The sequence below is a fragment of the Phocaeicola salanitronis DSM 18170 genome, from assembly GCF_000190575.1.
GTDB classification, from domain to species: Bacteria; Bacteroidota; Bacteroidia; order Bacteroidales; family Bacteroidaceae; genus Phocaeicola; species Phocaeicola salanitronis.
Genome location: NC_015164.1, coordinates 224,596 through 239,661 on the forward strand (window position 1 = coordinate 224,596; position 15,066 = coordinate 239,661).

10 protein-coding genes are annotated in these 15,066 nt (G+C 45.0%); 1 reads left to right on the forward strand and 9 read right to left on the reverse strand.

All coding sequences use genetic code 11. The features are described 5' to 3' along the window. Nucleotides 1-50 precede the first annotated feature (50 nt). Nucleotides 51-3,347: a preprotein translocase subunit SecA gene (gene secA, locus BACSA_RS00970; protein ID WP_013616261.1), complete on the forward strand. Its 3,297-nt coding sequence runs from the start codon at nt 51-53 to the stop codon at nt 3,345-3,347. A 438-nt stretch (nt 3,348-3,785) separates the two neighbouring features. On the opposite strand, the gene BACSA_RS00975 is transcribed toward secA, so the two are convergent. The 9 genes from BACSA_RS00975 to BACSA_RS01015 all read right to left on the reverse strand — a co-directional run bounded on the left by BACSA_RS00975 (nt 3,786) and on the right by BACSA_RS01015 (nt 14,990). Next, nucleotides 3,786-4,523 (reverse strand): HAD-IA family hydrolase, encoded by a 738-nt coding sequence (locus tag BACSA_RS00975; protein ID WP_013616262.1) that lies wholly within the window; start codon nt 4,521-4,523, stop codon nt 3,786-3,788. Between the two features lie 3 nt (nt 4,524-4,526). Then, nucleotides 4,527-5,876: a glucose-6-phosphate isomerase gene (locus BACSA_RS00980; RefSeq protein ID WP_013616263.1), complete on the reverse strand. Its 1,350-nt coding sequence runs from the start codon at nt 5,874-5,876 to the stop codon at nt 4,527-4,529. 15 nt (nt 5,877-5,891) lie between these two features. Further along, nucleotides 5,892-6,887, reverse strand: coding sequence for an NAD(P)H-dependent glycerol-3-phosphate dehydrogenase (locus BACSA_RS00985; protein WP_013616264.1), 996 nt, complete (start codon nt 6,885-6,887; stop codon nt 5,892-5,894). A gap of 13 nt (nt 6,888-6,900) precedes the next feature. Next, the gene (gene lysS, locus BACSA_RS00990) at nt 6,901-8,631 is read right to left on the reverse strand and encodes a lysine--tRNA ligase (RefSeq protein WP_013616265.1); all 1,731 of its coding nucleotides are present in this window, start codon (nt 8,629-8,631) and stop codon (nt 6,901-6,903) included. A gap of 328 nt (nt 8,632-8,959) precedes the next feature. Further along, complete coding sequence (locus tag BACSA_RS00995; RefSeq protein ID WP_041584151.1) at nt 8,960-10,624, reverse strand: AMP-binding protein; 1,665 nt, start codon at nt 10,622-10,624, stop codon at nt 8,960-8,962. 131 nt (nt 10,625-10,755) lie between these two features. Beyond that, complete coding sequence (locus tag BACSA_RS01000) at nt 10,756-11,478, reverse strand: lysophospholipid acyltransferase family protein (protein WP_013616268.1); 723 nt, start codon at nt 11,476-11,478, stop codon at nt 10,756-10,758. Between the two features lie 56 nt (nt 11,479-11,534). Next, nucleotides 11,535-12,731 (reverse strand): metallophosphoesterase, encoded by a 1,197-nt coding sequence (locus BACSA_RS01005; protein ID WP_013616269.1) that lies wholly within the window; start codon nt 12,729-12,731, stop codon nt 11,535-11,537. A 7-nt stretch (nt 12,732-12,738) separates the two neighbouring features. Next, nucleotides 12,739-13,644 carry a vitamin B12 dependent-methionine synthase activation domain-containing protein gene (locus BACSA_RS01010; protein WP_013616270.1) on the reverse strand — a complete coding sequence of 302 codons (906 nt, stop codon included), beginning with the start codon at nt 13,642-13,644 and terminating at the stop codon, nt 12,739-12,741. Between the two features lie 8 nt (nt 13,645-13,652). Further along, complete coding sequence (locus tag BACSA_RS01015) at nt 13,653-14,990, reverse strand: dihydroorotase (protein WP_013616271.1); 1,338 nt, start codon at nt 14,988-14,990, stop codon at nt 13,653-13,655. Between the last annotated feature and the right edge of the window lie 76 nt (nt 14,991-15,066).

Here is a 15,066-nt window from a genome sequence, read left to right on the forward strand (position 1 = left end):
GCAACCAAAATTAGAATAAACCAGTTAGAAATAATAAAAACAACAACATAATGGGATTTAATGAATTTATAAGCAAGATTTTCGGAAATAAGGCAACCCGCGATATGAAAGAAATACAACCGTGGGTGAATAAAGTGAAAGAAGTTTATCCGGAAATCCAGAAGTTGACGAATGATGAGTTGCGTGCCAAAACAGAAGAGCTGAAGAAGTATATCAAGGATTCGGCTTTGGAGGAGACTCAGAAAATTGCAGACTTAAAAGCAACTATCGAGGATACAGATATTGAAAAGCGCGAGCCGATTTTCAATCAGATAGATAAGCTGGAGAAAGAAGTTCTCGAGAAATACGAAAAAGCATTGAACGAGGTGTTGCCTACGGCTTTCGCCATCGTGAAAGATACGGCACGCCGTTTTGCCGAGAACGAGGAAATAGAGGTGACGGCTACAGAGATGGACCGGAACCTTGCTGCGCAGGGGCGTGATTTCGTGCGGATAGAAGATGATAAGGCTATTTGGAAGAACCATTGGGTAGCCGGCGGCAATGAAGTTACTTGGAACATGATTCATTACGATGTGCAGTTATTCGGTGGTGTCGTATTGCATCAGGGCAAGATTGCCGAAATGGCGACAGGTGAAGGTAAGACCCTGGTGGCTACGCTTCCGGTATTCCTCAATGCGTTGACCGGAAACGGTGTGCATGTCGTAACCGTTAATGATTACTTGGCTAAGCGTGACTCGGAATGGATGGGCCCGCTGTATATGTTCCATGGCTTGAGTGTGGATTGCATCGATAAGCATCAGCCCAACTCGGAAGCCCGCCGCCGTGCTTATATGGCAGACATTACATTTGGTACCAATAACGAGTTTGGCTTCGATTACCTGCGTGATAATATGGCGGTTAGTCCGAAAGACTTGGTACAACGCCAGCATAATTATGCCATTGTCGATGAGGTCGACTCGGTCTTGATTGACGATGCGCGTACGCCGCTGATTATTTCCGGTCCGGTGCCTAAGGGTGACGAACAATTGTTCGAAGTGCTTCGCCCCTTGGTAGAAAGACTGGTAGAAGCTCAACGCAAATTGGCTACGCAGTATTTGGCAGATGCCAAGCGCTTGATTGCTTCGGACAAGAAAGAAGACCAGGAAGCCGGTTTCCTTGCCTTGTTCCGTAGCCATAAGGCATTGCCGAAAAACAAGCCGTTGATTAAGTTCCTGAGTGAGCCGGGGATTAAGGCGGGCATGCTGAAAACAGAGGAAATCTACATGGAGCAGAACAACAAGCGTATGCCCGAGGCGGTAGAACCTTTGTATTTCGTGATTGACGAAAAGCTGAAAAGTGTAGACCTGACCGATAAGGGTATCGATTTGATAACGGGTAAATCACAAGACCCGACCTTGTTTGTGTTGCCGGATATAGCCGCACAGCTTTCTGCATTGGAAAATGAAGAGGGTTTGAGCGATGAAGAAAGACTTGCCAAGAAAGATGAGTTTATGACCAACTATTCCATTAAGGCAGAACGTGTACATACCATCAATCAGTTGCTGAAGGCTTATACGATGTTCGAAAAGGATACCGACTATGTGGTGATGGACGGTCAGGTGAAGATCGTGGATGAACAGACTGGCCGTATCATGGAAGGACGTCGTTGGAGCGATGGATTGCATCAGGCGGTAGAAGCTAAGGAAGGCGTGAAGATAGAAGCTGCAACGCAGACATTCGCAACGATTACCTTGCAGAATTACTTCCGTATGTATCATAAGTTGTCGGGTATGACCGGTACGGCTGAAACTGAAGCAGGCGAATTTTGGGACATCTATAAATTGGATGTAGTGGTGATTCCGACTAACCGTCCGATTGCGCGTATCGATATGAACGACCGTGTCTATAAGACCAAACGTGAGAAATATAAGGCGGTTATCGAAGAAATCGAGAAGATGGTAAACGCCGGACGTCCGGTATTGGTAGGTACTACTTCAGTGGAAATTTCTGAAATGTTAAGCAAGATGCTTACCTTGCGTAAGATTCCTCATAATGTCTTGAATGCGAAGCTGCATCAGAAAGAAGCCGAGATTGTGGCAAAAGCGGGTCAGAGCAGTACGGTGACCATTGCTACAAACATGGCGGGTCGTGGTACCGATATCAAATTGAGTCCAGAGGTGAAAGCTGCGGGCGGTTTGGCTATCATCGGTACAGAACGCCACGAATCACGTCGTGTAGACCGTCAGTTGCGTGGTCGTGCCGGACGTCAGGGAGACCCGGGCTCTTCTGTATTCTTTGTTTCGCTGGAAGATGATTTGATGCGTCTGTTTGCTTCTGACCGTCTGGCTCATTGGATGGATAAGATGGGATTCAAGGAAGGCGAGATGATTGAGCATAGCATGATATCGAAATCCATCGAACGTGCTCAGAAAAAGGTAGAAGAAAATAACTTCGGTATCCGTAAGCGTTTGTTGGAATACGATGACGTGATGAATAAGCAACGTACGGTGGTTTATACGAAACGCCGTCATGCCCTGATGGGTGAACGTATCGGTATGGATATAGCCGATATGATTTGGGACCGTTGTTACAATGCGGTTGACCAACCGACCTATGAGGATGCTAAAATGGAAATATTGCAGACATTAGCAATGGAAACTCCGTTTACTTCTGAAGATTTCCGCAATAAGCAGAAAGAGGCGCTTGCAGAACAAACATTCCAAAGTGCAATGGAATTATTCCGCCGTAAAACGGAACGTATGGCGCAGATTGCCACTCCTGTTATTAAGCAGGTGTATGAAAATCAGGGCAAAATGTATCAGAATATCTTGATTCCGATAACTGATGGCAAGCGGATGTATAATATTTCTGTAAATCTGAAAGAAGCTTATGAAACTGAGGGTAAGGCGATTGTAAAGGCTTTTGAAAAGGCGATATTGCTTCATGTCATTGATGATGCCTGGAAAGAGAATTTGCGTGAGTTGGACGAACTGAAACATTCGGTACAGAATGCAAGTTACGAACAGAAAGACCCGTTGTTGATTTTTAAATTAGAATCGGTGAACTTGTTTGACTCGATGGTTAACAAAATCAATAATAATACCATTTCTGTTTTGATGCGTGGACAGATTCCGGTACAGGAACCGCAGCAAGTGCGTCAGGCAGCTCCAGAACCTCAACAACCCCGCCAACAGTATCGTGAGGAGAAGCAAGATTTGAATGACCCGAATCAGCAAGCGGCAGCTGAAAAAGATACACGTGAGGCTAAAAAGGAACCTTATCGTGCAGAGAAGACTGTAGGGCGTAATGATCCATGTCCTTGCGGTAGCGGGCTGAAGTATAAGAACTGCCATGGACGTAATGCATGATGAGTCCCTTTTATTGGGGTTAAACAGAGACCGTTCATAGCTTTTAGATTTAAAATAAACATTTGCCACCTTGAAAGTCCTTTCCTTTCAAGGTGGTATTTTTTTGTTTTGTAACCATAGTATAACATAGCCATACATCGGCTTTTCCTGATTCTATATTATGTGTGGTATGTTGTATGTCTAATGAAATCAGGGAAAGATACACAGGCAACACTGAGAAAAGATGAACATAAGTGATAAGGCTGACTCACTTATGTTAAACGCCCGAGTTACTTATGTGAAACGGCCAACTCACTTATGTTCATCAAAAGGCATGCTTGACTGTTTGTCTTTTTATAAGTTGTGATGTAATAAAAAAGGCTGCTTTTCCCAAAGCAACCTTTTCTAATACTCAATCTGTCCGGATTGGTTTAAGCAATTATATTTCCTTATTTTTAACTACGGCTTTTGTTTGACCGCATGATAAAAACGTTCCCAACTGTTATTGAATTCCATCATAGAATGGAAAAGAAGGTTAGCTCCTTCTTGTGTCAATACTTCGTCAGGTAAGGGACCGGTATTTACCGCTACTGTAAAAATGCCTGCCGCTACTCCTGCTTTTACTCCCAATGGGGCATTTTCTACCACGATGGCTTCGTTTGCTTTTACCCCTGCTTTCTGGAGTCCCATAAGATAAGGCTCCGGATTGGGCTTTCCGTATTTGACATCAAAAGCCGTTACCATTAATTCAGGTCTGAAAATATCCGGAAAGTTCTTATTGAGCCGTTCCAATAATGATTTTTGACCTGAACCGGTGACAATGACCGGCGTTAATCCTTCTCCTTTTATTTTTTGTAATAATTCGTATGCGCCCGGCATACGTTCTGCTTGGGGTAATGAATTGAAAATTTCGGATTTGGTTTCGTAGATGTTTTCAATTTCTTCATCCGTCGCTTCTTTCTTCCGCTGGCGGGCGCTTATGATGTTGATAGTATCTGCTCCCGTACGCCCTTCGTGCAAATAAGCCTCTTCAGGAGACATTTGCAGGTTGTAACGTTTCATCGCTTCGTGCCACGCTGCCGCATGGTTTTTCATGGAGTCGAACAATACGCCGTCCATGTCGAATAATACAGCTTTCAAGTCGAGTGACCCGAAGCGATGTGCTTGCAGATAAGTCCGAATTGCTTCTTCAAACATAGGCTACTTGTTCAAACGGGCTTGGATAGCTTTCGATTCTGCTTCGTATCCCGGTTTGTTCAGCAAGGCGAACATGTTTTTCTTGTAAGCTTCTACACCTGGCTGGTTGAACGGATTGACTTCCAGCAAATAGCCGCTGATACCGCATGCTTTTTCAAAGAAATAAATCAGCTCGCCCAGATAGAATTCATTCAGCATCGGAACACTGACGCGCATATTGGGCACTCCTCCGTCTACATGGGCCAATTGAGTACCTAATTCTGCCATCTTATTGACTTCATCAATGCGTTTTCCGGCAAGGAAGTTCAGACCGTCCAAGTTTTCTGCATCGGTAGGAACTTTCAATTCATGGTTAGGCGTCTCGACGGACACTACGGTTTCATAAATGGTACGTTCGCCTTCCTGAATCCACTGTCCCATTGAGTGTAAGTCTGTAGAGAAGTCTACCGAGCTTGGATAAATGCCTTTGTGGTCTTTTCCTTCCGATTCGCCGAACAATTGTTTCCACCATTCCATGAAATAGTGCAGTTTAGGCTGGAAGTTGACGAGGATTTCAATTTTCTTTCCATTCTGGTACAGTTCATTGCGAGTTGCCGCATATAAGGCAGAAGGATTTTCCATCAGGTTCTCGCTGGCACATACCTTTTCCATTTCGCGTGCTCCGTTTACCAGCTGTTCGATATCGAATCCTGCCACGGCAATGGGCAACAGACCTACCGGAGTCAATACAGAGAAACGTCCGCCTACATTGTCAGGAATGATAAACGACTTGTATCCTTCTTTGTCGGCAGTAGTGCGGGCTGCACCTTTCTTGGCATCGGTTACAGCTACGATAACTTTGCGTGCCATTTCTTTACCGCGTTGTCTTTCGCATTGCTCTTTCAACAAACGGAATGCGAGGGCGGTTTCTGTTGTTGTTCCTGATTTGGATATGTTGATGATACCAAACTTTTTATCTTGCAAGTAAGTGGTCAACTCGTACAGATAGTCTTCGCCGATGTTATGTCCTGCGAATAAAATAACGGGCTGGCCTGCTTTTTTCTCTTTCAGCCATGCAAAACTGTCAGACATCGCTTCGATAACGGCACGGGCACCCAAGTAGCTTCCTCCAATGCCGGCAACAACTACTACTTCACAATTTTCACGTAATACTTGAGCTGTAGCTTTTAAATCGTCCAAGTGTTCTTGAGTGATAGAAGAAGGCAGGTGCAGCCATCCCAGGAAATCGTTTCCAAGGCCGGTGCCTTTTTCCAGAGTTTCCATACAAGCTTTTACTTTGGGTTCGTAAGAAGCTAATTTTTCTTTAGAAATGAATCCTAAAGTCTTTTCGATGTTAAGTTTGATATTTTCCATAATAGTATATGTATTTTATCTGAATGAATCAGTCAGTAATTTTATCTCAATCATGGGAGAAATGCGTTCGTACAGGATGTTGTAGACAGCATCTACTATCGGCATATTCACATGCAGGTGCTTGTTCAGTTCCTTGATGCATTTTGTGCCGTAATAGCCCTCTGCTATCATTTCCATTTCGATTTGTGCACTTTTCACCGAGTATCCTTTGCCTATCATGGTACCGAACACACGGTTACGGCTGAAATTGGAATAAGAGGTAACGAGCAAATCGCCTAAATAAGCCGAGTCGTTGGTGCATCGGTCTACCGGATGTACCGTATCTAAGAAACGGTTCATCTCTTGCAGGGCATTCGAGACCAATACAGCCTGGAAATTATCTCCATACTTCAGACCGCTGCAGATACCTGCCGCTATGGCGTATACGTTTTTCAACACCGAAGCATATTCGATTCCTGCCACATCCGTATTTACGGAAGTCTTGATATATTGTCCGCTCAGCTGGCGGGCAAACATTTTGGCTTTTTCGATGTCTTTACATCCCACGGTAAGGTAAGAAAGACGCTCCAGAGCCACTTCTTCCGCATGGCAAGGCCCTGCCAGTACGGCGATGTTTTCTTCGGGCACATCATACATCTTGTGAAAATAATCGGATATGATCATGTTTTCATCGGGTACGATACCCTTGATGGCTGTTACGATGAACTTGTCCTTTAGCTTCGTTTTCAGCTTTTTCAGGTGTGCTTTCAAGTAAGGTGAAGGAGTGACGAATATCAGCGTATCCGATTCTCTCACTACTTTGTTTATATCCGATGAAAAGTTAATGCATTTGATGTTGAAGCGCACACTGGTCAGGTAAGCCGGATTATGCCCCAACCGCTTGAAGTCCTCGATGCGGTCGTCTCGGCGCATATACCAGTTTATCGTACCGGCTTGGGCAAGGACAATCTTTGCGATAGCCGTTGCCCAGCTTCCTCCACCCATGATTGCTATTTTCCCGGGTAATTTCATGTTTGTTTTTTACTTACATGATTTTACTTATCCATGCTGCGATTTCGTCAACACTTGGATTAGCCAGTCCCAATTTATATTTCTTGTTTACTCCGCAGATGTCCATTTGCAGCTTTTGCGGATTAACTTCTTTCATGTCTGATACCAAATTATATCCTGCTTTTTGGATAAGCGGGACCCATTCTTCAGGAATGCCTAAAGCAGTAAATTTTTCAGTTTTGTCTTTAGGGACCACCTTTTCGGGACGCATCTGCGGGAAGAACAATACTTCCTGAATGAAAGTCTTGCCCGTCATAAGCATAACCAGACGGTCGATGCCGATTCCGATACCGCTTGTAGGAGGCATACCGTATTGCAGGGCACGCAAGAAGTCCTGGTCAATAATCATCGCTTCATCATCGCCTTTGTCGGCTAAGCGCATCTGTTCCTTGAAGCGTTCTTCCTGGTCTATCGGGTCATTCAGTTCCGAGTATGCATTGGCAAGCTCTTTCCCGTTTACCATCAGTTCGAAACGTTCGGTCAGTCCGGGTTTCGAGCGGTGCATCTTGGTAAGGGGCGACATCTCTACGGGATAATCGGTGATGAACGTGGGTTGTATAAAGGTGCCTTCGCAGAACTCGCCGAAGATTTCATCAATCAGCTTGCCCTTGCCCATGGTGTCGTCGATTTCCATGTTCAGCTTTTGGCACACTTCGCGGATTTGTGCCTCGTCCATGCCAGTCAGGTCATAGCCGGTCTTTTCTTTGATGGCTTCCAGGATAGGCAAGCGGCGGTAAGGCGCCTTGAAGCTGATGATGTTTCCGTCAATTTCACGTTCGGGCTTTCCGTTTACAGCGATGCAGACGGTTTCCAACAGCTTCTCGGTGAATGCCATCATCCAGTTGTAATCCTTATACTGTACGTACAGTTCCATACAAGTGAACTCCGGATTATGATTGCGGTCCATGCCTTCGTTGCGGAAGTTCTTGCCGATTTCGTATACACCTTCGAATCCGCCCACGATGAGCCGCTTCAGGTAAAGCTCCGTAGCGATACGCAGGTACATGTCGGTATCAAGAGCGTTGAAGTGGGTAATGAAGGGCTTGGCGCTTGCACCGCCTGCAATGTTCTGCAAGGTAGGGGTCTCTACCTCCGTATAGCCGGCTTCGTCCAGTACGCGGCGGATGGTACGTATCACCGTAGCGCGTTGCAGGAAGATGTCTTTCACTCCGTCATTTACTATCAGGTCCACGTAGCGTTGGCGATAGCGCAGTTCGGGGTCTTCGAACTTGTCATACGCCACGCCATCCTTGTATTTTACAATGGGAAGCGGGCGGAGCGATTTCGCCAGCACGGTCAGCTTCTGCGCATGGATGGATATTTCTCCCATCTGAGTTCGGAATACAAAACCTTCAATGCCGATGAAGTCGCCTAAGTCGAGCAAGCGTTTGAATGCTACATTGTATAAGTCTTTGTTTTCATCCGGACAGATGTCATCGCGGGTGATATATACTTGGATACGTCCTTTCGAGTCTTGTAGTTCGATGAAAGAAGCTTTTCCCATTACACGGCGCGACATCATGCGTCCTGCAACTGATACTTTGCGCGGTTCTGCCTCATCATCCTTGAATTCGGCTTTTATATCGGTTGAAAATGCATTGGTTACATACTCGGCAGCAGGGTACGGATTGATGCCCATCGCTCTCAGTTCATTCAGACTGTTGCGTCTGATAATTTCCTGTTCACTTAGTTCTAATACGTTCATTTGTTAATACATTAACTCAATTTCGGTACAAAAATAAAAAACTTTTTGCAATTTTACCCTATATCTTTCGTTCTTTTCTATGGGCTTGTTTAAAAAATAATTGTAAGTTATCGATGAATGTATTTGGCAGGTGCCGCGGATATAGTTGGAAAGCTCATCGGACATGGCTTCCTTGACTTATGAAGCTATATGCTTTAATTTGTGGAAGCGAACAGGAAATGCGTTATTTATTATAGGTATATGATTGGGTATCGAGATATGAAAGCAGAAAATCTGTTAGGGGACTTTCGCGCTCATATCTCGATTGCCTTTTGGGTCCGTTCGAACCTTATTCTTCAATGTTCTGATAGAGGAAACGTTTGATGCTCTTCTTTGCTGTCTTTTCGAATTCTTCGGGATAGAGACGGATGCGGGTAATCTGTGAATAAGCAGGCAGTTGCTTATTCAGTTCATTGCGGTTCGCTTCCATTGCTTGTTCCAGCTGGATTTTGCTTAGTCCGTGAGCAAAGGTGTCCTCGTGGTCGGGATAGACTAAAGCGATAAGCTTGTCTCCCGAGAGCAGGACGAGCGATTCGCCTACGAAGGGCAGGTTGTTCAGGCGGGCTTCGATTTCTTCAGGGTAAATGTTCTGCCCCGACGCGGTGAGGAGCATGTTCTTGCACCGCCCTTTGATAAAGATATTCCCTTCAGCATCTTTTATTGCCATGTCTCCTGTGTGGAGCCAGCCTTCGGCGTCAATGGCTTGTGCGGTGGCTTCGGGGTTCTTGAAGTAACCCGACATCACGTTCTGCCCGCGGCATATCAGTTCTCCGGGGATATGCTCAGGGTCGGGCGACAGCACTTTGGTCTCCATGTTTGTCACGGTCTTCCCGCATGAAGTGTATAGGATTTCGTCCCAGCGGCTATGGCAGATGAGCGGTGCGGCTTCGGTCATGCCGTAGGCGATGGTGTAGGGGAAATTTATCTTGCGTAAGAAGGCTTCTACCTCGACATTGAAAGGTGCCCCTCCGATGACGATTTCGATGAAGTTGTTGCCGAACACCTCCATGGCTTGCGTACGTATCTGTTCTTTGATTTTGTCGCTTACGATAGGGAGTTTAAGCAGGAGCTTGCCCAGCTTGTTGTCCACCTTCGGAAGGATGTTTTTCTTGAATATCTTTTCTACGATAAGAGGCACGCAGGCAATGACGCGCGGGCGTATTTCGGCAAATGACTCGGCTATGATTTTAGGCGAAGGCATGCGGGTCAGGAACCATAGATGTACGCCTGCCGTTACGCCATAAAGAAAATCGAAGGTCAGCCCGAATATGTGCCCTAAGGGAAGCATGGATACGACGTTGTCGCCCGGCTGGAGTCCGACTTTCATGCGGATGTGCTGGATGTTTGAAGTAATGCACCGGTAAGGAAGCATAACCCCTTTTGAGTATCCCGTGGTGCCTGAGGTATAGTTGATGACCGCCAGTTCTTCAGGGTCTTCGCATCGGTAAGAGACGTTTTCGGCACGGAAACGGCATGGATACCGCTTGCCGAACTCTTCGTTCAAGTGTTCACGGGCATAAGTGAGTTGCTTGGAGCGTGACACTACAAGGTCGAAGTTCTTCAGTTCAATGATGCCTTCCAGCCGGGGCATGGCGGCTTCGTTGAAGTTTTCCCATACTTGGTCGCCCACGAACATCATGCGGGCTTCGGAGTGATTGACTACATTATGCACATTGTCTGCCTTGAATTCGTGCAGGATAGGTACTGCTACGGCTCCGTAGGTAATGATGCTTAGAAATACGGCGGTCCAGTTAGCGCTGTTCCGTCCGCATAAGGCGATTTTATCTCCTGGTTTGATACCGGCAAATTCAAAAAGAATATGCATCTTTTCTATCTTGCGTGCTACGTCCCGGTATTGCAGGGTGGCACCTTTATAATCGGTCATCGCGTCCAGGTTCCAGTTCTGACGGATGCTTTGTTCTATTAGCTGTATGAGGCTTTCTTTGGTTTCCATGTTGTTTATGGGTTGCACATTTACTGCATAATTGTGCGCAAAAGTAATAATTTTATGCTTTCCGGCATAGGGTTCCATGAATTTATTCATACAATTTGCGAAAGAAAGGCAATAAATGGTCTTCTTTTAGTTTAACGTTGGAGGTCTTTTTCAATTTCTTTGTAAGATTCGGTCATTAGCATTTGCAGGTTCTCTTCTCCCTTTTTGCCCAATGGATAGATGGGGGTATGGATGGTAAGGGACAACGGATGCCAGGATAATATTTTTCCGGTGCGCGGCAGAACTTTGAAGGAACCGTTGATGGTAAGCGGAACAACTGGCATCTGCAGTTGGTCTGCAATGAAGAATGCGCCTTTTTTGAATGCATTCATTTGTCCGGTGTATGTACGTGCTCCTTCGGGGAAAACGACGAGTGAAGTTCCTCCTTGCAATACATTTTCTGCCTCTTTGATGGTTTTATATATTTTACGCGGGCTTGTCTTGTCGACAAAAATAAAGCCGGCAGATTCGCATGCTTTTCCTACGAAGGGGATTTCCCGAAGGCTCTTTTTCATCATCCATTTGAAATTACGTCCTAAAAATCCATATATCAGGAAAATATCGAATGCCCCTTGATGATTGGCTACAAATACATACGATGTCTTTTGGTCGAGAAGTTCGTGCCCTTTTACTTTTACGGGTAGCAAAAACAGATAGCATGTCAGTTGCGACCAAAGTTTGCCTGGGTAATATCCCCAAAAGTGACCGTTTCCTAACCAGCATCCTAACATGGTAGTCAGTGCAGTGATGATAGTAGCTGCCAAAAAGACAGGCAGTCCGATGCAGATTTGATAAATGATGTAGATGATTTTCATGTTTAAGTTTATGAGTTTGTTAGTTTTTCCTGTTGATTGGAGATGTGTTTTTATTCTTATTTTTTCGTTTTCAGCGTAATTACGGTTATTTCGGGCCATGCCCCCAAACGCATGGGAAACATAACGAATCCCAATCCGATGTTTACATAGAGCCCTCTTCCGTTTTCTAAATACATGCCTCGATGTTCTGGATAGACAAATTTGGAGAAAGAAAAGCCGAAAAGATTGACTTGCATGTCATGTGTATGTCCGGCTAACATCAATTGGATGTTAGTACGTGGCAAGACTTCCCGTCTCCAGTGTGTCGGGTCATGACTTAGCAGGATTTTAAACATGTCTTCTGTCCCTTTCTGTGCCTTAGGCAGATTCCCTTGGTTAGGGAAAGGCGGATTCCCGCTATTTTCAACTCCAATTAGAGCGATAGAGTCGTTCCCGCGATGCAGGATACGGTGTTCATTCATTAGCATATCCCAACCCATTTGTTTTTCGCGGGATATTAATGTGTCAACATTGGCAAGCCGGTCTGTTTCGGTATCCCAGTGTACGTATGTACCGTAATCGTGATTGCCCAAAACGGAATATATGCCATCTTTAGCCTGAAGTCGTGAAAGGATATGCATGAAGGGTTTTAGTTCATCGGCACGGCTATTGACCAAATCACCTGTAAATACGATGACATCCGGATGTTGTGCGTTGGAAAGCGCAACGGCACGTTGCAATGCTTTCCCTTTATCTGTCCAGCTCCCTGTATGTAGGTCGGAAAGCTGTAGTATGCGGTAACCGTCGAATGCCTGAGGTACATCTGCTGATGTAAATGTGACTTCTTTTACCTGAAAAAACTCTTTTCCGAAAATAGCTCCGAACACGATGTAGGCACAGGTCGCTAAAGATGCAAACAAGGGGAGGCATATCTTGGCTAACGAGTACAAGCGAACCAGTGGGAGAGGGGCAGAGGTTCTGAATAGGCATTGTGCTGTTTTTTTGCAGAGGTAAAGAATTGTATCGCACACCATAAATACCATCTTGGGTACGGCGATACAGAGTGCTATGATGAGGTACATGCTGAAAGCATGTTGTAGTGAATGACGGAAAAATATAAAGACAAGGAGAGCCAGTAGCAATCCGATACTGGGCATCCACCATATCCGGCGTTTCCATTTTTTTGTACTGTGCTTGATATAAAATTTATAGATATACCAATCGGGAAGCAGCAGCAGAATCAAGAAAAATAATGTAATGCGTAGTAAAATCATGGTATGATTAATATTGTAGGTTCATTGTCAAATAGTTTTGTATATAGGAAACCTCCTTCCCACGCCGGGCTGCATAGTCCGCCAGTTGGTGCTCGTCTATTTTCCCTACGGCAAAGTAACGGGCTTGCGGATGGGAAAACATCAGGCCGCATACTGATGCGTGTGGTTGCATCATGCCATTTTCCGTTAAGCGGATGCCGATGCTTTTTATGTCAATAAGTTCATCAAGTAAAAAAATGACCGATAAATCAGGTAAGGAAGGATACCCTACCGCAGGGCGGATGCCTTGGTATTCTTCATTCAGTAATTGTTGGCGGGTAAGGTGCTCGTCTTTTGCATATCCCCATACTTCCTTTCGAATCATTTCGTGCAATTTATTTGCAGCAGCTTCTGCCAACCGTTCATTTAGTGTTTGAATGAGCAAATGCTTGTAAGGGTCATATTCAAATCGTTTTTCCAAAGTTTCGTCTATCGTCGTGGCAAAACCTCCTACTGTATCAGGAATGCCTTGTGACAGAGGACGGACAAAGTCACTTAAACATAAATAAGGATCGGAGTCGTGTACACGTGTTTGTTGGCGTAATAAAGGAAGCTTTTTGCCATCCAGAATTAAGTCATCACCATCGGCATTTGCATCCATCAGCTTGAAAACTGCTTTGACGTTGCATATTTGTTCCATCGTATTCAGCATACGCATAGCTTCCTTATGGAGTTGCATGGCTTCGGTTGCTTTGGGGATGTCAGAAGCAGGAAAATTTGCCAGCCATGCGGCACGGCAGGCATCGCACCCATGGATTTCGGCGATTGAAGCGAACCGTGGCTGAAAATTCCATGCATGGAAAAAGTAAATCCAATTGATGTAATCAATCAATTCATGAATCGTATATGTAATAAAGGTTATTTTAGTTCTCATATCCTGTATTATCGGTTGAAACGAAGGGCTTCTCCTCGATGGCATGTGTTTACATTGCCGTCAGCATAGACTAATTCTCCGTTGACAAATGTTTTCTCTACTTTTGAATGGAATGTTCTGCCTTCGTAAGGGCTCCAGCCGCATTTGCTAAAGATGCAGTCTTGGGTAACGGTCCATTCATGGTTGGGATTAACGATGACCAAGTCTGCTTTATATCCCGGGCGGATGTAGCCTCGTCTGTCTAATTGAAACAGGTCGGCTGGTGCATGGCACATTTTTTTTACAACCTGTTCTATTGTTGTTACCCCTTCTTTTACTAACTCTAACATGCAGACCAATGAGAACTGGATAGAAGGCATGCCTGATACGGCTTTCAGTGCTCCTCCTTGTTTTTCAGACAAGAGATGAGGGGCATGGTCGGTTCCAATGACGTCAATGCAGTCGGTATTTAATGCGCACCGTAACATTTCCCGGTCAAATGCGGTTTTGATGCTGGGATTGCATTTGATGCGTGAACCTAATGTCTTATAATCCTCTTCGCTGAAGAGCAGATGAGGCACACACACTTCTGCTGTAATGTGCTTTTCGGCGAGTGGCTTGTCTTCGAAGAGTTGCAATTCACGGGCAGTGCTGATGTGAAGCACGTGTAACCGTGCTCCTGTTTCTTTAGCCATTTGCACGGCAAGTGAAGACGATTGCCAGCAAGCTTCTTCGCTTCGTATTCTCGGGTGAAGCGCGATATCCGGATTTTCTCCATATTTCATCTTGACAAGTTCGGTGTTCCATTGAATAATTGACGGATCTTCGCAATGCGTCGCAATCAGCATGTTTGCTTTGCTGAATATTTGTTTCAGCGCATTTGTGTCATCTACCAGCATATTGCCTGTGCTGGCACCCATGAATAATTTGATACCGCAAATTCGGGTATTGTCCAGCTGGGAAAATAAATCAGCGTTGCTGTTGGTTGCACCAAAGTAAAACGAATAGTTGACAATACTCTTTTCTGCAGCCATTTCAAACTTGTCTTCCAGCGCTTCCAGTGTAATGGTCTGTGGCTTGCAGTTGGGCATATCCATAAAAGATGTGACGCCTCCTGCGGCAGCTGCAGCACTTTCTGTAAGCATATCGGCTTTGTGGGTTAACCCTGGGTCGCGGAAATGCACATGGTCATCTATTACACCCGGAATAAGGTAGCATTGGTGTGCGTCAATGATGTTGTCGTACCACCCTTCCGGTTCCGGTTCGTTAGCCTGTACGGCGGTGATAATGCCGTTTTCTATAATTACTGAACCAATTATCTTTTCTCCATTGTTTACGATAATGGCGTTTTTTATACACGTTGTCATAAGAAATGAATTAAAATTACTGGTAAATAAAAACTTATAAGACTCTCGCCGTGTTCTTATTCAATGTAATTATCTG

Bases quoted from the DNA above. Each gene is read 5' to 3' on its own strand.
- secA (WP_013616261.1), top strand. From the start codon at position 51: ATGGGATTTAATGAATTTATAAGCAAGATTTTCGGAAATAAGGCAACC.
- BACSA_RS00980 (WP_013616263.1), bottom strand. From the start codon at position 5,876: ATGGAAAATATCAAACTTAACATCGAAAAGACTTTAGGATTCATTTCT.
- BACSA_RS00985 (WP_013616264.1), bottom strand. From the start codon at position 6,887: ATGAAATTACCCGGGAAAATAGCAATCATGGGTGGAGGAAGCTGGGCA.
- BACSA_RS00975 (WP_013616262.1), bottom strand. From the start codon at position 4,523: ATGTTTGAAGAAGCAATTCGGACTTATCTGCAAGCACATCGCTTCGGG.
- BACSA_RS00995 (WP_041584151.1), bottom strand. From the start codon at position 10,624: ATGGAAACCAAAGAAAGCCTCATACAGCTAATAGAACAAAGCATCCGT.
- BACSA_RS01000 (WP_013616268.1), bottom strand. From the start codon at position 11,478: ATGAAAATCATCTACATCATTTATCAAATCTGCATCGGACTGCCTGTC.
- lysS (WP_013616265.1), bottom strand. From the start codon at position 8,631: ATGAACGTATTAGAACTAAGTGAACAGGAAATTATCAGACGCAACAGT.
- BACSA_RS01005 (WP_013616269.1), bottom strand. From the start codon at position 12,731: ATGATTTTACTACGCATTACATTATTTTTCTTGATTCTGCTGCTGCTT.
- BACSA_RS01010 (WP_013616270.1), bottom strand. From the start codon at position 13,644: ATGAGAACTAAAATAACCTTTATTACATATACGATTCATGAATTGATT.
- BACSA_RS01015 (WP_013616271.1), bottom strand. From the start codon at position 14,990: ATGACAACGTGTATAAAAAACGCCATTATCGTAAACAATGGAGAAAAG.